Source organism: Pseudarthrobacter sp. NIBRBAC000502772, assembly GCF_006517235.1.
In the GTDB taxonomy this organism is placed as follows: domain Bacteria; phylum Actinomycetota; class Actinomycetes; order Actinomycetales; family Micrococcaceae; genus Arthrobacter.
In genome coordinates, this window is the sequence record NZ_CP041188.1 from 3,975,585 (window position 1) to 3,992,546 (window position 16,962).

Below are 16,962 nucleotides of genomic sequence, written 5' to 3' on the forward strand. Positions count from 1 at the left end.
CCGGCGGCCAACACTGAGGCCGGCCGCGGGACCATTGCGGGGCCGGCAGGGCTTGGCCCGGTAGACTTTAGCCGTGAGCATCCCGACGCCTTATGAAGACCTCCTGCGCGATGTCCTGGCCCATGGCACGCACAAATCCGACCGCACGGGCACCGGAACCACCAGCGTTTTCGGCCGTCAACTGCGCTTTGACCTTGGCCGGAGCTTCCCCCTGATCACCACCAAACGCGTGCATTTCAAGTCCGTGGCGGTGGAGCTACTGTGGTTCTTGCGCGGTGAATCGAACGTCAAATGGATGCAGGACCAGGGCGTCAGCATCTGGAACGAGTGGGCCGACGCAAACGGCGAACTCGGCCCCGTCTACGGCGTCCAGTGGCGCAGCTGGCCCACCCCTGACGGCGGCCATGTTGACCAGATCGCCGAGCTGGTGGAGAACCTCAAAACCAACCCGGACTCGCGCCGGCACATCGTGTCTGCCTGGAACGTCTCCGAGCTCAAGGACATGGCACTGCCCCCGTGCCACGCGTTCTTCCAGTTCTACGTGGCCAACGGCAAACTGTCCTGCCAGCTGTACCAGCGCTCGGCGGACATGTTCCTGGGTGTCCCCTTCAACATCGCCTCCTACGCCCTGCTGACGTGCATGATTGCGCAGCAGGTGGGGCTGGAGCCCGGCGAGTTTGTCTGGACAGGCGGCGACGTCCACATCTACGAGAACCACATGGACCAGGTCCTGAAGCAGCTGGACCGGGAACCGTATGAATACCCGCAGCTGAAGATCACCCGGAAGCCGGCGTCGATCTTCGACTACACACTCGAGGACTTCGAAGTGGTGGGCTACCAGCACCACCCCACGATCAAGGCCCCGATTGCCGTATGAGCACCGAAAATGCAGCAGACCCCCAGGACTTCACGCAGGAACTCGCCGGTTCCGTGACCGGTGTCGGCCTTGTGTGGGCGCAGACGTCCGGCGGTGTGATCGGCAAGGACGGCGATATGCCCTGGCACCTCCCTGAGGACCTCAAGCACTTCAACCGGCTCACCATGGGGCACCCCGTGATCATGGGCCGCAAGACGTGGCTGTCCTTCGCGGACAAGTACCGTCCCCTGCCCGGCCGGACAAACATTGTGATCACCCGGCAGAAAAACTGGGGCGAATCGCCCGAGGCGGTGGGCGCCGTCGTGGTCCCCTCCCTGGATGATGCCCTCCTTGAGTCGCAGTTCGTCGACGGCGGCGGGACCGTGTGGATCCTGGGCGGCGGGGAAGTCTTCCGCCAGTCCACCGGACTCGCCAACGTCGCGGTGGTCACCACCATCGATGTGGAGGCCGACGGCGACACGTTCGCTCCAGACCTCGACGAAACCTGGGAGGCGGCCGCGTCCGTCCCGCCAGACGGATGGCTGACGGCAGCCAACGGAACGCGCTACAGGTTTACCAAATGGATTAGGACGCAGGGCTGAGATGTTGAAGAAACCGGAAACACTGTTTGTGCTGGGCTACATGCTGCTGCCGCTGTTCGCGCTGCTGTCTGCGATCGTGGGCCTGACCATGATCCTGGGCGGCAACAAGGTCGCGGGGCCATCGTGCTGGTGGTGGTGACGCAGGTGTTTGCCTTCGGCTCCTTCTACGCGTTGCGACTCCGCAAAGCCGCGGTGCTGGCGGAAACCAACCGCAGCTGACGCCTGTTCCCCCGCACGCCGCTCGTACGCATCCCGGCGCGAGTGACGTAACCGACTGCGACCTGCTCGTTCCGGCGTCTAAACTGGACGGATGACTACAGCAGCTACCCCCTCCGTCGGCCTGGTCGGATGGCGCGGCATGGTCGGCTCCGTCCTGATGCAGCGCATGCAGGACGAGGGCGACTTCGCCAACATCAACCCGGTGTTCTTCTCCACGTCAAACGCGGGAGGTGCCGCGCCGTCGATTGCCGGTGCTGCCGCCGGCAAGCTTGAGGACGCGTTCGACGTCGACACGCTGGCTAAGCTGCCCATTATTGTCACCGCCCAGGGCGGGGACTACACCAAGCGCGTGCACACCGAGCTGCGTGGCCGCGGCTGGGACGGCCTCTGGATCGACGCCGCCTCCACGCTGCGCATGAACGACGACTCGATCATCGTGCTGGACCCGATCAACCGCGACGTCATCGACAAGGGCCTGGTCAACGGGACCAAGGACTTCATCGGCGGGAACTGCACCGTTTCCTGCATGCTCATGGGCCTCGGCGGGCTGTTCAAGAACGGCCTCGTCGAATGGGGCACGTCCATGACCTACCAGGCTGCCTCGGGCGGCGGCGCCCGGCACATGCGCGAACTGCTCAGCCAGTTCGGCACGCTCAACGCCGAAGTGAGCTCGGAACTGGACGACCCGGCGTCGGCCATCCTGGAAATTGACCGCAAGGTCCTGGCCCACCAGCGCTCCGACATCGACGCCACCCAGTTCGGCGTGCCCCTGGCCGGCTCCCTCATCCCGTGGATCGACGCGGACCTCGGCAACGGACAGTCCAAGGAAGAGTGGAAGGCCGGGGTTGAAACCAACAAGATCCTGGGCACCTCGGACGAAAACCGGATCATCATGGACGGCCTGTGCATCCGGATCGGCGCCATGCGCTCCCACTCCCAGGCGCTGACGCTCAAGCTCCGCGAGGACCTCTCCGTGGCCGAGATCGAGAAGCTCCTCGCCGAGGACAACGAGTGGGCCAAGGTCATCCCGAACACCAAGGAAGACTCCATGGCGGGCCTGACCCCCGTGGCCGCGTCCGGCACGCTGGACATCCCCGTGGGCCGCATCCGCAAGATGGAAATGGGCCCTGAGTACATCAGCGCCTTCACCGTTGGCGACCAGCTGCTCTGGGGCGCCGCCGAGCCGCTGCGCCGCATGCTCAACATCGCCACCGGGAACCTGTAACTCCCCGCGGTTCCCCGCCACTCGAACGGCCCTGCCCCGCAGGAACGGTGCTGCCCCGCACCGCTTTTGCGGGGCAGAGCCGTCTTTGCGTTCAGCACGCGTCCTTGCGTTCAGCACGCCAAGCCTGACGCACGCAAGATCCTGGACCGATCCATCATGGCCAAAAGCCGGCGCCGCACTTCTGCCGGATACGCCAAGTGCTTCCACTCAAGTCGAAGGACCAGCCAGCCTTCTTCGATCAGTGCGTTCTCCCGGCGACGCTCTGCGAGCAGCACCTCCTCCGTGGGCCTGTGGTCGGTGTATTTGCCGCTGCCATCAAACTCAATCACTATGCGGGTCATCGGATCCGCGAAGTCTGCCCTGAATTGTCCACTTGGCGTCTGAATCTCGAACTGCGGAATGAACATGTGCAGATCGAATGATCGCAGCAGCAGCCTGGTCCGGGTCTCCCCCACTGATTCCGACCGCCCATCCAGGGCCGCCAACAGATCCAGCGCCCGCCGGTTCCCGCGTTTGACGGGTCCCACGTCCAGAAGTTGCCGCATGCTGTCGATCCCGGCTCCCTTGCGCAGCGCGTGGTCGCCGATCACGGCTGCCTGCTCCAGTGGCAGGATACGGGCGCAGTCCAGGACGGTCCGTTCAATGCCGGTAGCCAGAATCTCTTTGCCATCCATGCTCCACCGTGTTGTCACGTCTACGGGTTGCAGGTCCATCCGGTGGGTGCGGACGTCCGTGCCGGCACTTTTCGTCGAGTTGGCGTAGGCCGTGGTGACGTGGATCATGGGCCCGGCATCCCAGACGTGACACTCATGCAGTCTGGCGGCACTGATATGGCTGTAGCGGCAGGCCCCGCCGGTGGACAGGAAGTGCGCCTGGATCCGCAGGGCGTCCCTGGTCCACGGCTCCGCTCCCTTCCAGTCAGCGTTCCGGACGTAAGCTCCGCGTCGAAGGCGCAGGATGGTTCCGGCGCGGACTGCCGCGGTCAGGACCCGCTCGTCCAGCCCTGCCGCGTCCAACTGTTGCGTGGAGGCAACGGGGAAGGCTGGCCAGCGCCCATCCAGGAGCACACGGACTTTGTCGCCATTCATGGTCCAAGGTTCTCGGACCACGGCTGGCCCCGGTAGAGCGCGGGCACATTATGTGGACAACCCCCGCAGAAATACACGCATCCGCTTCTTCCGGCATCATTCGCTGCCCTGCCCCGCAGGAACGGTGCTGCCCCGCACCGCTTTTGCGGGGCAGGGCCGCTCGTGTTCGGCAGCACCGCTCGTGTTCGGCGGGGCGGCGAATGGGGCCTGGCTTAGCTGTCCAGGAATGCGAGGTACTGTACGGCGGCCTTGCTGAACACGGCCTGCGCAGCGGGTCCAAGTGGCTTGGCGTCGTCAAACAGTTCAGGCACGACGGCGGCGCTGCGGCTGGTGCCGGCCCGCGCCCATGTGCCGATCACCTCGCCCCCTGCCACGACGGTCTTCTTGAACACTCCGTTGCCGCCCGGGACGATCTTGTTGGCGTGCTCAGGGGCCAGCACAAGGCTCCGGTCCATGTAGCCCAGCACAAACTCGTCGAAGCCCGGCAAGAGGAGGACGGACCGCTGGCCGGGCACACCGCCGTCGAGCATTGATGCAGTCTCCGGTGACATCCAATAGTGGACGCCCCCGAATTCCAGCTCCACGAGCTGCCCGCTGACCAGCTCAAAGGCCGCCCGCACGTCGGTCAGGGGAATCTGCGTCCACCAGGCGAAGTCGCGGACGGTGGCAGGGCCGTGGCTGCGGAAGTAGCGCAACATGAACTCGGCGATCGCTTCCTGCCGCTCAAGCCCGCGCGACACCGGAATCCAGTCATCGAACGCCACCAGCAGCTGCTGGTTCCCGGCCAATGGGCCTTGAACCAGCCAGGCGTGCCGGCACAGCGTCCCCAGGAGGTGGATCCCCCGCTGGCCGGAGGTGGGCTGCCCGGCTGCCTCAAACACCTCGAAGAGTTCGGTGCGGCTCACGGGACCGCCGGCCGCAATCCGCTCCAAGGCAACGTCGCGGCACTTCTCGATGTCCGCCCAGGTGATGTCCAGTTCCCGGTGCCGGCCGGCAATGATGCGGCTAAGACGCTCGGTGGTGAGGTCCAGCATCCAGCGCAGATCCTCCGGAGCCACCAGGTGCAGGGTGCCGCGCATCGGCCAGGACCGGACCACCCTTCCGCTGTCCAGCGCGTCGCGCACGTCAGTCAACCCTGCGCCCGGAACGCGGACGCCGATGGCCCAGAGCGCGGCCTGCAGGTCCTGAGCCTGCGTGGCCGTCATCCAGCGGACCGCGGCCTCTACGGAGCCGAGTCCGGTACCGAGCAGTCCTTGAGAGGCAAGGCGTAACCTGCCCAGCACCTTGGGGCTTACGCGGTTCACTGCCATGTCCTCATCGTAGGACCTGGCCCGATAGGGTGTAAGCATGACTTTGGGGAGTTTGTGGCAATTGTTCGCGCGCGGAACACAGGCATGGCTGGTGGCAGGGACCGTATCGGTCCTGGCCGGCGTGGCCATCGGGCTGGCCCCGGCCATTGGTTTCCAGCCCCAGGGATTCCCGGGAGGCGGCGGCGAGGCACCCCTGGAACTCCTCTTGCCTTCCCTGTTCCTGTCGCTCGGCGGAGGGTACGCCGTGCTTTTTCCCGGTATCCGGGTGGGCCGCGGCAAGGTCCGCATCGTCCGTGACTGGAAGCTCTATCCCGTCAGCGGCCGGCTGCTCTGGTTCCTCGCCCAGGCCACCGCCGTGATCGGTTTGGTGGTTTGCATTCTTGCCGCCGCGACCCACCCGGCGGCTCCGGGCCTTATGGTCTGGCTGTTTATGGGGCCATATTTGGCGCTGACCGGCTGGGCCGCCGCCCTGCTGGGCATGGCCACGAACGTCCGGCTGATCGGCGCCGTTGACGGGCACCTGGCGCCGGTCACGCAAGCAGGCTGATGCGTTCGACGAGCTGAACGCTAGAGCGTCAGGCCGATGAGCAACGGTTCCGGGTGCAGTTCAATGCCAAAGCGTTCGACGACGCCGGCGCGCACCTCGCGCGCGATCGCCAGCATGTCCTTGGCGCTGGCGGAGCCGCGGTTGGTAATGGCCAGCGTGTGCTTCGTAGACAGTGACGCCCGCCCGCCGGAGGCGCTGGCCTCCTCCAGGCCGTAGCCCTTGCCGAACCCTGCCTGGTCGATCAGCCACGCGGCGGACAGCTTCACCAGCCCGTCCGCCCCGGCGGGGTACTTCGGTGCGGACTCCGGCAGCGTTGCCGCCACGTCCACGGGGACTATGGGGTTGGTGAAGAAGGAGCCGGTGGAATAGGTGTCCCGGTCGGCCGGGTCCAGCACCATGCCTTTGGATGCCCGCAGCCTCAGGACTTCCCGGCGCACATCGTTGGAGTACGCACGCTTGCCTGCCTCGACGCCCAGTGAGCGGGCCAGTTCGGCGTAGCGGATGGGCGCGCTCATCCGGCCCAGCGGGAGCTGGAATTCCACGGTCAGCACCACGTAGCGGGGTGAGCCCTGGACCGTGGTCTGTTTCAGGATGGAATCGCGGTAGCCGAACTTCAGCTCGGAGTTGGTGAATGTCTGGACCGCGTTCCGGGTCCGGTCCCAGGTGCGGACAGCCGCGATGGTCTGGGAGACGTCAGAGCCGTAGGCCCCGACGTTCTGCACGGGCGTGGCGCCGGTGGCCCCCGGGATGCCTGAGAGTGCTTCGATGCCGGACCACGCATGCAGCACGGCGTGTTCCACGAGAGCATCCCAGTTGTGGCCGGCCTGGACCACTACCGCCACGCCGCCGCAGGAGTCCTCGGCGTTGACCGTGAACCCTTCCGAGGCGATCCTGATCACCGTACCGGGGAACCCGTCGTCGGAAATCAGGAGGTTGGAGCCGCCGCCGATGATGAGGACCTGCTCCCCCGCGGCGTCAGCTGTGCGGACGGCGTCGATGATCTCCGCCTCGGTGCTGGCCTCAATGTACTTGCCGGCGGGGCCCCCGACGGCGGCCGTGGTCAGGGCAGAAAGCAGGATGGAAGTCACCTATCCACCCTAACTTAGGGAGAAGGCTAGGTAACTTTCCGGGCCACCGGTGAGAGCAGGAAGGTGGCCACCAGCATGACCATCACGGCCAGCAGCGAGTGAAGGATGCCCACGTGTTCAGCCAGCAGGCCCAGCAGCGGCGGCCCGCATAGGAAGGCGCCGTAGCCGATGGTGGAGACCACCGAGACGCGGGCCGCAGCCTTGGCGGGATCATCCGCGGCGGCGGACATGCCCACCGGGAACCCCAGCGAGGCGCCGAGTCCCCAGATGGCCAGGGCCACAAAGGCGAGCCAGGGAACGGGGGCAAACACAAACAGTCCGAGTCCGAACACTGCCAGCGCGGCGCACCAGCGCATCACGGGAACGCGGCCGAAACGGTCCAGGACCACAGTGCCGGCGAACCGTCCGATGGTCATGAAGGTCACGAAGAGCCCGTAGCCGGCGGCTCCGGCGGCGTCGGTCTGGCCGTGCCCGTCGGCGAGGGCCAGTGCCACCCAGTCCCCTGCCGCACCTTCGGCCAAGGCAAGCCCCAGGACCATGACTCCGAGAAGCAGGGTGCGCCGGTCGCGCCAGGCCTCCGCGATCTTCCGCTTGTTGTCCAGCGGGGCGCCGGAAGCGTCAGCCGACGCCCCGGCGGTGACAATGGGGATCGGGCCCGTGAACGGGTCCTCGAAGTTGTCCGGGACATACTTCCGTTCCCCCGCGACCGGGGTGACATCCGCACGGAACCAGGCTGCCGCCGTCGTCACCGAGACGGCAACCACAACGCCGGCCGCCGCCAGGTGCCAAAACACCGGGACGGAAGCGGCTGCGGCCCACGCCCCAAGGCCTGCACCTGCCACGGTGCCGAGGCTGAATGCGCCGTGGAGCCGTGGCATGATGTGCCGGCCCACCGCGCGTTCCACCGAGGCGCCCTCGACGTTGGCGGCCGTACTCCAGCTGGCGGAGCCGAGCCCGATGACGGCAAGTCCCACGGCCACCGCGACCGGCGTGGCCAGCACCGACGTTCCGAATCCGGTGATGGCCATGCCGCAGGCCACCATGATGGCGCCCGTGCGGATGGTCCGTTTGGAGCCCAGACGGAGCACGATCAGCCCCGATGCGGACACCGAGACGAACGATCCCAAGGTCATGCACAGCAACAGCAAACCGACCGTGCCGGGCGTCAGGTCCAGCCCGTCGCGGATTGCCGGAAGCCGGGAAACCCAGGACGCGAAGGCCAGCCCGCTGCCGGCATAGGCAACCACTACGGCATTGCGCCAGGCAGTGACCTCGGCAGCGGCAGTTTTGTTGACGGTCAAAGGATCATGACAGCCTGACGACGGCCTGGGCCTTCATCAGCACTTTCTGGCCGGCAGCGACCACGGTGAGGTCAATGCGGGCGGCGCCCGCATCGGCGTCGAGCTTTCCAATGGCGCCGCTGACCTCGATGGTGGCCCCGGCGTCCATGGTTCCGGTGGTGTCCGTAACCAGGACCGGCTTGGTGAAGCGGGTCTGGAAGTCGACGACGGCGGCGGGGTCGCCTGCCCAGTCGGTCACCAGCTGAACGGCGGCACCCATGGTGAACATGCCGTGGGCAATGACGCCGGGCAGTTCCACGCCGGTGGCGAAGGCTTCGTTCCAGTGGATGGGGTTGAAGTCGCCGGAGGCGCCAGCGTACTTGACCAGGTCGGTCCGGGTGACCTCGATGGTGCGGCTGCCGATGTCCTGGCCGGCGCTGAGTTCGTGGAAGCTGGGGCTCATGGTTATTGTCCCTCTCCGCGGACGAGGATGGATGAGGTGGTGGTGGCGACTGCCTCGCGCGACCCGTTGCCACCGTCGGTCAGGGCAAAAATTTCCTGGCGGGTGGTGATCATGGCCCCGCCGCCCATGGCACGGACACCGTCAACGTGCAGTTCGGCAACCAGGCGGTCGCCGGCAAAGATGGGGCGGTGGTGGATGAAGCGCTGATCGGCGTGGACCACGCGGGAGAAGTCGATGCCGGCGTCCGGATCCTCGATCAGCTGGGCATCGGCGCGCTGGGCGATGATGATGGCGAAGGTGGGTGGTGCCACCAAATCCTTGTGTCCCAGGGCCTTGGCGGCCTCGACGTCGAAGTGGGCTGGGTGCGTGGCCTTGACCGCGCGGGCGAACTCGCGGATCTTCTCGCGGCCGACGTCGTAAACCTCTGCGGCAGGGTAGCTGCGGCCCTGCAGGTCCGGATTGATAGTCATGGCCTCAAGCCTATCGGTCTGCCCCGGGACACCCGGAATTCCGGCTACTTGCGGAGGTTCCTCCGGATGGTCTGGCCACGCACCACAATCCCGGCGATGTGCAGCAGGAGGCCTAGCCCAATCAGTGGCAGTGACGCAGTGGCGAGGCCCTGGTTTCCGGACGTGTTGCCGATCAGGTTCAGGATGATGCCGACGCCGATGAGGCCCATGGCGCCGAAGACCAGGACTTTGTACGAGGTGGGCGCTGACTCCCAGAATTCTTTGAGCACCGTGACAGTCTACCGAGCACGTTCAGAACAGCGATTCCTGCACGGCCGGGACTGTGCCCACCTTGCGGCGCCGTCGGCGAACATGGCCACGTAGAGCCGTGATCGGCCACCGCAAAACCGAGCCTGGCGCCCGCCCCGAGGCTGACCTCCCGGAGATCCCCGGACGGTGACTGGAGGCGCAGAGCCGGGCTGCCGCCGTCGTGCCTTACCGTCTGCGCCGGGGCGCCATCCCAAAAGACCCCGTGAACCAGATAGCGGGTATCGGTCACGGGGTCTCCAGTGCTTGGGTGTACGGGTGGCGTTACAGCGCGGGCTGCACGCCGAACGCTACCGCGAGCTTCATGATCTTTTCGGCGCGGCCCAGGCGGGGCAGGTCCGAGCCGTCACGGATGACGCGGCCGTTGGCCTCGAAGTCGGACATAAAGTCCGTGGCCCAGGCGACGTCCGACGGGGTGGGGCTGATGACCTCGTTGATGACGTTCGTCTGGTCGATGGCCAGGCACAGCTTGCCGGTCATGCCCATCATCACGGTGATGCCGGTCTGCTCGCGCAGGATGGGGTGGTTGGTGCCGACGGTGGGGCCGTCAATGGGGCCGGGCAGGTTGCCGACGCGGCTGGCAACCACCAGTTTCGCGCGCGGATAGGCCATGGCCTCGGGAGTGGCCGCCATGCCGGTGTCGCGGCGGAAGTCGCCGGAGCCGAACGCCAGGCGGAAAGCACCCTGGGCCTTGGCGATGTTGTTGGCTTCCTCGATGCCCAGAGCGGATTCCACGAGCGGGATGACGGGCGTCTTGCCGTCCATCCGGTGGAAACTTTCGGTCACCTGGTCAGCTGATTCGGTCTTGGCGAGCATCACGCCGAGCAGCCCGGGAGTACCGCGCAGCCCTGCAAGGTCATCGGCCCAGAACGGGCTGGTGGCATCGTTGATGCGGACCCAGGCCTGGCCGCCGCCGCTGAGCCACTCAATCACGTGTCCGCGCGCCTCGTCCTTTTGCGACGGGTCCACGGCGTCCTCGATGTCCAGGATGATCGAGTCAGCGCGCGAAACAGCCGACTGGTCAAACAGGTCGGTTTTCATGGCGTTGACCAAAAGCCATGAACGGGCGATTTCTGCTGGGATGTTGCGCTTGGCGCGTAATGTCTCGGTGGCGGTGGGTGACGTCATGCTACTACCGTATCTGCCCGGGCACCGCCAGCGCTAAGCCATGGCGCCGGACGTGCCGAACAATACAGATACGACCGGCCGGCGCCGGTGGTCGAGCCTGTCGAGACCCAGGTTTCGACAAGCTCAACCACCGGTTTGGACAGGCTCTACCCACGGCGTTGGGCCAGCTCAGTTGCCGGTGAGTTCCGCATGAAGCTTGCGGACGCGGGCGTTGATGTCGTCGCGGACGAGGCGCATGCGCTCCGTGCCTTCGATGCCCCGGGTGGAAGGTTCGTCGGTTTCCCAGATTTCGAAGCGGGTGCCTTCGCGGGGTTCGAGCTTTGCTTCGGTGCCCAGGACGATCACGACGTCGACGGTGTCAAGCACTTCGTCTGTGACGGGCTTAGGGTGTTCCCCCGAAATGTCGATGCCGAGTTCGTTCAGGGATTCCACAGCCTCGTTGTTCAGGCAGCTGCCCGGCTTGGTGCCTGCCGAATAAACGGTGACCCCTTCGCCGGCGAGGTCCCGCATGAGACCGGCCGCCAGCTGGGACTTCCCGCCGTTCTTGCTGCAGACGAACAGGATGCGGGGAGTCTTGGTGCTTTCGGTCATGAGTGGGTGTCTTCTTTCTGTTGTGCGGTCAGGAGTGAGCCGACGAGGGTTTTGATGCGGGCGTGGATTTCGTCGCGGATTTCCCGGACGGTCTCCAGGGAATGTCCGGCGGGGTCGGTGAGGTCCCAGTCTTCATAGCGTTTCCCGGGGTAGATGGGGCAGGAGTCCCCGCAGCCCATCGTGATGACGACATCAGATGCCCGCACGACGTCGTCCGTGAGTGGCTTCGGATAGTCCTTGCCCAGGTCCAAGCCCATTTCGGACATTACAGTCACAACCGTTGGATCCAGCTCAGCCGCCGGCATGGAGCCTGCCGACCGGACGCGGATCCTGCCCTTGGCTTCAACAGTGAGCAGCGCGGCAGCCATCTGAGACCTCCCGGCGTTCTGCACGCAAACGAACAGGACCTCCGGGACCTCGGAGACCACCGTCCCTTTGGATTTGGCCAGGGCGGCCAGCCGGTCGTTGGCGAAGTGTTCTGTGGTGGCAGGCAGGTAGGCGCTGATCTTCGCTGTCCGGGCCAAGGCCGTGTACGACTCGAAGACGTAGCGTTCGACGGTCTCGACGGCGAACACCCCGGTGAAACGCTCGGCGAGGCGTTCGCTGATCCGGTGCAGGATTTCAGTGTTGTCCTGCAATCCCAGCGTCGTTTTCTGGTGTTCGGTCATGGCAGTACTCCCTTGGCGTGCGTCCGGAACGGTGCGTCGTGGTCTGTTGTGGTCAGTGTTCCCCGGAGCGGCCGTGAGCCAGCCCGGTGGGGAATCCAACGAGGACCGGTTCCGGGGCGGCGCAACAGCCGCTCTCCGCCGATCCGTCAGTGTCTGCTATTGAGGCCGCGGGGACGTCGCAGCTGGTGCCGGCGTCTGTGGAGCAAACCCCGGTTTCGGGCAGTTCAAGGTGGACAGTGTCCGCCCCGGCCTGGTCGCCGGCGAGGGCCGCGGCGACGGACCTGACCTGTTCGTAACCGGTGGCCAGCAGGAACGTCGGGGCACGGCCGTAGGACTTCATGCCGACGATATAGAAGTCCTTCTCCGGGTGGGCGAGCATCTTGGCGCCGTGCGGCTGGACAGTGCCGCAGGAGTGGAATTCGGGGTCGATCAAAGGGCCCAGCTCGACGGGTGCTTCGACAGCGGGGTCAAGGTTGAGCCGGAGTTCGTGCAGGATGACCAGGTCCGGCCGGAAGCCCGTGCAGGGGACGATGATGTCCGCTTCCAGAGTGCGTCCGTCGACTGCTTCTACGGTGACGCCGGAATCCAGTGTTTTGAGGGCAGCGATCCCGAAGCCGGTGTGCAGTTCGATTGTTCCGGCCTCCACGAGTCGGCGGAGCCTGGCGCCTAGTTGGCCGCGGGCGGGCAGGCCGTCGGCGTCGGCGCCTCCATAGGCCTTGTCAGCGGATGCTCCGCGCACGGCCCACAGGATGGTGGTTCCGGGTTCGTCCTTGGCGAGGTCTGCCAGATTGATCAGGGTGTTCGCGGCCGAGTGCCCGGCTCCCACGACCAGGACGCGGCGGCCCGCGAAGGACGTGCGGTCCCGTCCTGTGACGTCCGGCAGGGGCGAGGAGATCCGGGCGGCCGCCGTGTCTTCGCCGATGGCGGGCAGCCCGGAAGTTCCGAGCGGGTTGCGGGTGGACCACGTGCCGGAGGCGTCAATGACGGCCGCCACCGTGTGGTCACGGATTTCACCGCCGTCGTGTACGACCCGGACGGTGAAAGGGGTGGCGTCACGGTCCCGGACGTGGGTTTTGTCCATGCCCTGGCGTGTAACGGCAATGACGCGTGCGCTGGTCTGGAGCCGGGAGGAGATCTCCGGGGTTGCAGCCAGCGGGGCGAGGTAATTGTCGATCAGTTCCCCGCCGTAAGGCAGTGCCGTCAGGCGAGGGGATTCCCAGCCGGCGTCCTCCAGCAAACGCACGGCCGCGGCGTCGAGGTTGAATCGCCAGGGTGAGAACAGCCGGATGTGGCGCCACTGTTCGATGGCGGATCCCGCTGTCGAGCCTGCCTCGAAGATCAGCGGCTCGAGGCCACGTTCGAGCAGGTGGGCTGCGGTAGCAAGACCGACGGGGCCGGCGCCGATGACGGCGACGGGAAGGGTCTTTAGCGGATCCATGCTGTCCTCTGTTTCATCCGTTGGTGTGCGGTTCGATCGGGGTGCCTGCCGGAGCCTTGTGGGACCGGCAGGCCGGGGCGCCTGTTCAGCAGCAGTCCAGATCGTCCTCGTCGCAGCAGCCCGTATCGGTGCAGCAATCGGTGTCCATCCAGTTCACCCCCCTCCCTAACGGCGGCGTGTGGTTACTTGGCGGCCGGGACCAGGGACTCGATGAGTCCTTCGATGCGGGTCTTGATCTCGTCACGGATGGGGCGGACAGACTCCACGCCCTGCCCGGCCGGGTCTTCCAGGACCCAGTCCTCGTAGCGCTTGCCGGGGAAGTACGGGCATTCGTCACCGCAGCCCATGGTGATCACGACGTCGGACTCCTTCACGGCCTCGGTGGTGAGGACTTTGGGGATCTCTGCAGACATGTCGATGCCCAGTTCGGCCATGGCCTCGACGGCGGCCGGGTTGACCTTATCCGCAGGCTGGGAACCGGCGGAACGCACCTCGATCCCGCCCTTGGAAATCGTGGTGAGGAAGGCAGCGGCCATCTGCGAACGGCCGGCATTGTGGACGCAGACGAAGAGGACGGACGGCTTCTTGGCGGTTTCGGTGCTCACGTGTTTCTCCTGGAATCAGTTGCGTGTGGATCAGTTTTGATGAGGTCGTCGTGTCCGCACCACCCACACCGACTAGACATTGATATGCGTCGATGTATGCAGTATCGGACAATATATTGATGGTTGTCAATATTTACGGGCGTGGACTATCAGGCAGCGTGCAGTCGGGGCGCGAGGCCGGTAACGCGGTGGAAGATGTCAGTGAAGGCGCCCTCGAAAGCATCCTCCGTGTTTAGGCGCAGTGGATCCGGAACAGACCAATGGATCCCTCCCAGGTTGAGGATTTCCTCGTGGGCGTTGTCGCACACGGTCACGACGAAGTCATCATCGTGCGCCACTTCATCGAGCCGGCGCGGGGGATGGTCCGCGAGAGCAACACCGTGGCGACTCGCGACATCAATGGCACCCAGGGCGATGCGGTCCGCGGGGTGGGTGCCCGCCGAGGCCGAGGGGATGTCGCTGACCTGATTCCAGAGTGCGACGGCCAGCTGGGACCTGGCGCTGTTGCGCGTGCAGACGAAGAGGACACGGCGGGCGCCGTGTTCGCGGCCGGGGGCCAGTCCCTCCAACGCCCCTGCGGCCAGCCGGATGTAGCTGCGGCGCTTGTCCGCCTCCGAACGGTGGCGCGTCGCCAGGCCCGCGGCTTCGAGTGTGCGCAGGTGGTGCGACAGCAGGTTCGACGGCATCCCGAGCTCGGCCTGCAGCTCCGTGGGGGAAAGATCCCCCAGGGTCAGCAGGTCCACGATGCGCAGCCGCGCGGGATCCGCCAGGGCCGCATGCTTGGCGACCCGCGCGCGGAAAACTTCAACTGGGTCAATGATCATTGATTCAATTTTGACTGAGTAAATATCTTGAGTCAAGCTGTTGGTATGACTTCTCAACAACCGCCGTTGTGGCGCCGCGCCTTCGCCGAACTACTCGGTTCCAGTTTGCTCGTTATGATCGTCGTTGGCTCGGGGATCATGGCACAGCAGCTCTCCCCCAGCGACATCGGCCTGCAGCTGCTGCAGAACAGCACGGCCACGGTTCTGGGTCTGACGGTGCTGATCCTCGTCTTCGGACCCGTCAGCGGCGCACACTTCAACCCCGTCGTCTCGCTCGTGGACTGGGCCCTCGGCCGGCGCAGCGGAACCGGATTAACACTTCCGGACCTGGGCACATATGTAGTTGCCCAAACCGTCGGTGCAATCAGCGGCAGCGTGGTGGCCAACGCCATGTTTGAGGTGGGCACTTCCATCTCGGTGAAGGACCGCGCCACCACCGGGCACCTGCTGGGCGAAGTCGTCGCGACGGCAGGGCTCGTCCTGTTGATCTTCGCCCTGGCAGCCACAAACCGGGGCACCCTCGCAGCCCCCGCCGTGGGTGCCTACATCGGCGCCGCCTACTGGTTCACGTCCTCAACGTCCTTCGCCAACCCCGCCGTGACGGTCGGCCGCATCTTCAGTGACACCTTCGCCGGCATCGCACCCGCTTCAGTTCCCGGGTTCGTCGTGGCGCAACTGCTCGGGGCGGCCGTAGGCCTGGGGCTTCTGCTCATCCTGTTCCCGTCTGCGGCCCGCAACGCAGACGACGTCGTTCTTCCGCACGCATCGGAAAAGGCCAGCTCCTAAGACTTCGTCGACCGGTCCGACGGCGGGCAAGCCTCCGGAGCGTAGCCACCTCCGGGTCGAGCGGCGGGATTAATACATTGATGATGGTCAATATTCGGGCATAATGGGTACATGAACTTGCTGCCCGTAATCGATCAGGCCACGGATGACGCCTGCTGCACCCCGGCAGGTCCGCCCGCATTGGGGGCCGAGGAAGCCAAGCAGAAGGCCCTGGTCTTCAAAGCCCTGGCCGACCCCAACCGACTGCGGCTGCTGTCCATCGTTAAGGCCGAATCCTCGGGCGAGTCCTGCGTGTGCGACCTGACCGACCCGCTGGACCTGGGCCAGCCCACGGTTTCCCACCACCTGAAAATCCTGGTGGACGCCGGTCTGCTGCACCGCGAAAAGCGTGGAACCTGGGCCTATTACTCCCTGGTTCCGGGGGCACTTGACGACGTAGCAGGGCTTCTGGCAACCCTCTGACCGGCCTCAGGGGAGGGTGCCGCCCCGCGCCGCAATCCACAGTCCGTACCAGTCGGCCCGGGTCATGGCCTCCGCCACGCGGGCGGCGTCCGCGCAGGCCGCGATTCTCGCCGGATTCACGGTGCCGATCACGGGCGCAATGCCGGCCGGATGCTTCATCAGCCACCCCAGGAGGACGGCCTCCCCGGTGGTGCCGTACTGACCGGCAAGCTCCGCAACCATCGCGGCCGCGGCAGTCTCCGCCGCCGTCGGGTTTTCCGGAACTGCCCCCGTGTACAACCCTTGCGCCAGCGCGCCGTAAGCCTGCACGGTAACACCGTTGCTGCTGCAGTACTCCAGGGTCCCGTGCGGGAAGCTGTAGTCCACCGACTCCGGATGGTTCACCAGTACCTGGCTTTCCAGCCAGGCCCGCTTCAGCAGGCTCATCTCCAGCTGGTTGGCCACCACCGGCACCTCCAGCCGTTCCTGCAGCGCCTCGATCTGCGCGCCGGACATGTTGGACACCCCAAGCGCCCGCACCTTGCCGTCGGCCAGCAGTTGCCCGACGGCGGCCGCCACCTCCGCCAGGTCCGTCAGGGGATCCGGGCGGTGCAGCAGGAGGACGTCCACGTAATCCGTCTGCAGCCTCTTCAGGCTCCCGTCCACCCGCTCGAGGATGGATTCGCGGCTGAGGTCATAGTGTGTGGCCAGCCCGCGTTCGCGGAGCCGGATCCCGCACTTGGTCTGCAGCCGGATCCGGTCGCGCAGGCCTGGTGTTGCCGCGAGAACCTCGCCGAACACCGCCTCGGACTTGCCGCTGCGGTAGATGTCCGCGTGGTCGAACAGCGTGATGCCGGCGTCCAGCGCGGCCTCGACGGCGGCGGCTGCCTCGTCCACATGCTGCACCTGATGCGGTTCGTCGGTCCAGCTGCCGCCCAGGCCCATGCAGCCGTAGATGAGTTCCTGCGCGGGGGATGGAACGGTGTGTTGGGTCATTGCTTCACCCTTTCATGAGCCGGGGCAGACG

General features: G+C 65.9%; 20 protein-coding genes and 1 pseudogene. 7 read left to right on the forward strand and 14 right to left on the reverse strand.

From position 1 onward, the window contains the following. Positions 1-73: 73 nt before the first annotated feature. The 4 genes and pseudogenes from NIBR502772_RS18405 to asd all read left to right on the forward strand — a co-directional run bounded on the left by NIBR502772_RS18405 (position 74) and on the right by asd (position 2,902). Positions 74-877 carry a thymidylate synthase gene (locus tag NIBR502772_RS18405; protein WP_141141238.1) on the forward strand — a complete coding sequence of 268 codons (804 nt, stop codon included), beginning with the start codon at positions 74-76 and terminating at the stop codon, positions 875-877. Continuing rightward, positions 874-1,458 (forward strand): dihydrofolate reductase, encoded by a 585-nt coding sequence (locus tag NIBR502772_RS18410; RefSeq protein ID WP_141141239.1) that lies wholly within the window; start codon positions 874-876, stop codon positions 1,456-1,458. Before NIBR502772_RS18405 ends, NIBR502772_RS18410 begins: the two co-directional genes overlap by 4 nt. A gap of 1 nt (position 1,459) precedes the next feature. Further along, positions 1,460-1,677 (forward strand): annotated as a pseudogene (locus tag NIBR502772_RS18415) (NF038396 family protein). 91 nt (positions 1,678-1,768) lie between these two features. Next, positions 1,769-2,902: an aspartate-semialdehyde dehydrogenase gene (gene asd, locus NIBR502772_RS18420; RefSeq protein ID WP_141141240.1), complete on the forward strand. Its 1,134-nt coding sequence runs from the start codon at positions 1,769-1,771 to the stop codon at positions 2,900-2,902. Between the two features lie 110 nt (positions 2,903-3,012). Here the strand turns inward: asd and NIBR502772_RS18425 are convergent, their stop codons facing one another. Both NIBR502772_RS18425 and NIBR502772_RS18430 read right to left on the reverse strand, forming a co-directional pair. Continuing rightward, positions 3,013-3,990: a type IV toxin-antitoxin system AbiEi family antitoxin domain-containing protein gene (locus NIBR502772_RS18425; protein WP_141141241.1), complete on the reverse strand. Its 978-nt coding sequence runs from the start codon at positions 3,988-3,990 to the stop codon at positions 3,013-3,015. A 212-nt stretch (positions 3,991-4,202) separates the two neighbouring features. Next, positions 4,203-5,300: a winged helix DNA-binding domain-containing protein gene (locus NIBR502772_RS18430; RefSeq protein ID WP_141142155.1), complete on the reverse strand. Its 1,098-nt coding sequence runs from the start codon at positions 5,298-5,300 to the stop codon at positions 4,203-4,205. A 37-nt stretch (positions 5,301-5,337) separates the two neighbouring features. Here NIBR502772_RS18430 and NIBR502772_RS18435 point away from each other — a divergent pair, with 37 nt between their 5' ends. Continuing rightward, the gene (locus NIBR502772_RS18435; protein WP_141141242.1) at positions 5,338-5,847 is read left to right on the forward strand and encodes a hypothetical protein; all 510 of its coding nucleotides are present in this window, start codon (positions 5,338-5,340) and stop codon (positions 5,845-5,847) included. A 20-nt stretch (positions 5,848-5,867) separates the two neighbouring features. Here NIBR502772_RS18435 and NIBR502772_RS18440 read toward each other — a convergent pair whose 3' ends face one another. The 11 genes from NIBR502772_RS18440 to NIBR502772_RS18495 all read right to left on the reverse strand — a co-directional run bounded on the left by NIBR502772_RS18440 (position 5,868) and on the right by NIBR502772_RS18495 (position 14,708). Then, entirely contained in the window at positions 5,868-6,935 is a 1,068-nt protein-coding gene (locus tag NIBR502772_RS18440) for a UDP-N-acetylmuramate dehydrogenase (RefSeq protein ID WP_141141243.1), read from the reverse strand. Positions 6,936-6,961: 26 nt separating this feature from the next. Continuing rightward, positions 6,962-8,236, reverse strand: a complete 1,275-nt coding sequence (locus NIBR502772_RS18445; protein WP_141141244.1) for a sugar MFS transporter — start codon at positions 8,234-8,236, stop codon at positions 6,962-6,964. Positions 8,237-8,240: 4 nt separating this feature from the next. Next, positions 8,241-8,678: a MaoC family dehydratase gene (locus NIBR502772_RS18450; protein WP_141141245.1), complete on the reverse strand. Its 438-nt coding sequence runs from the start codon at positions 8,676-8,678 to the stop codon at positions 8,241-8,243. 2 nt (positions 8,679-8,680) lie between these two features. Further along, positions 8,681-9,148 carry a MaoC family dehydratase N-terminal domain-containing protein gene (locus tag NIBR502772_RS18455; protein WP_141141246.1) on the reverse strand — a complete coding sequence of 156 codons (468 nt, stop codon included), beginning with the start codon at positions 9,146-9,148 and terminating at the stop codon, positions 8,681-8,683. 44 nt (positions 9,149-9,192) lie between these two features. Further along, complete coding sequence (locus NIBR502772_RS18460; RefSeq protein ID WP_141141247.1) at positions 9,193-9,417, reverse strand: DUF3188 domain-containing protein; 225 nt, start codon at positions 9,415-9,417, stop codon at positions 9,193-9,195. Positions 9,418-9,718: 301 nt separating this feature from the next. Beyond that, on the reverse strand, positions 9,719-10,582 hold the full coding sequence (locus NIBR502772_RS18470; protein ID WP_104061883.1) for a CoA ester lyase: 864 nt from the start codon (positions 10,580-10,582) through the stop codon (positions 9,719-9,721). A 168-nt stretch (positions 10,583-10,750) separates the two neighbouring features. After that, entirely contained in the window at positions 10,751-11,173 is a 423-nt protein-coding gene (locus NIBR502772_RS18475; protein WP_141141248.1) for a low molecular weight phosphatase family protein, read from the reverse strand. Then, entirely contained in the window at positions 11,170-11,841 is a 672-nt protein-coding gene (locus tag NIBR502772_RS18480) for an arsenate reductase ArsC (protein WP_141141249.1), read from the reverse strand. The genes NIBR502772_RS18475 and NIBR502772_RS18480 overlap by 4 nt, the downstream gene beginning before the upstream one ends. Before the next feature lie 52 nt (positions 11,842-11,893). Beyond that, positions 11,894-13,279 carry an FAD-dependent oxidoreductase gene (locus NIBR502772_RS18485; protein ID WP_141141250.1) on the reverse strand — a complete coding sequence of 462 codons (1,386 nt, stop codon included), beginning with the start codon at positions 13,277-13,279 and terminating at the stop codon, positions 11,894-11,896. Positions 13,280-13,461: 182 nt separating this feature from the next. Further along, positions 13,462-13,884 (reverse strand): arsenate reductase ArsC, encoded by a 423-nt coding sequence (locus NIBR502772_RS18490; protein WP_141141251.1) that lies wholly within the window; start codon positions 13,882-13,884, stop codon positions 13,462-13,464. A gap of 149 nt (positions 13,885-14,033) precedes the next feature. Next, a complete protein-coding gene (locus tag NIBR502772_RS18495; RefSeq protein WP_141141252.1) occupies positions 14,034-14,708 on the reverse strand; it encodes a helix-turn-helix domain-containing protein in 675 nt (224 codons plus the stop codon). Positions 14,709-14,753: 45 nt separating this feature from the next. On the opposite strand from NIBR502772_RS18495, the gene NIBR502772_RS18500 reads away from it, so the two are divergent. Then, positions 14,754-15,494, forward strand: a complete 741-nt coding sequence (locus tag NIBR502772_RS18500) for an MIP/aquaporin family protein (protein ID WP_141141253.1) — start codon at positions 14,754-14,756, stop codon at positions 15,492-15,494. Positions 15,495-15,605: 111 nt separating this feature from the next. Then, positions 15,606-15,956, forward strand: coding sequence for a metalloregulator ArsR/SmtB family transcription factor (locus NIBR502772_RS18505; protein WP_141141254.1), 351 nt, complete (start codon positions 15,606-15,608; stop codon positions 15,954-15,956). 6 nt (positions 15,957-15,962) lie between these two features. Here NIBR502772_RS18505 and NIBR502772_RS18510 read toward each other — a convergent pair whose 3' ends face one another. Further along, a complete protein-coding gene (locus tag NIBR502772_RS18510) occupies positions 15,963-16,931 on the reverse strand; it encodes an aldo/keto reductase family oxidoreductase (protein ID WP_141141255.1) in 969 nt (322 codons plus the stop codon). Positions 16,932-16,962: the final 31 nt, after the last annotated feature.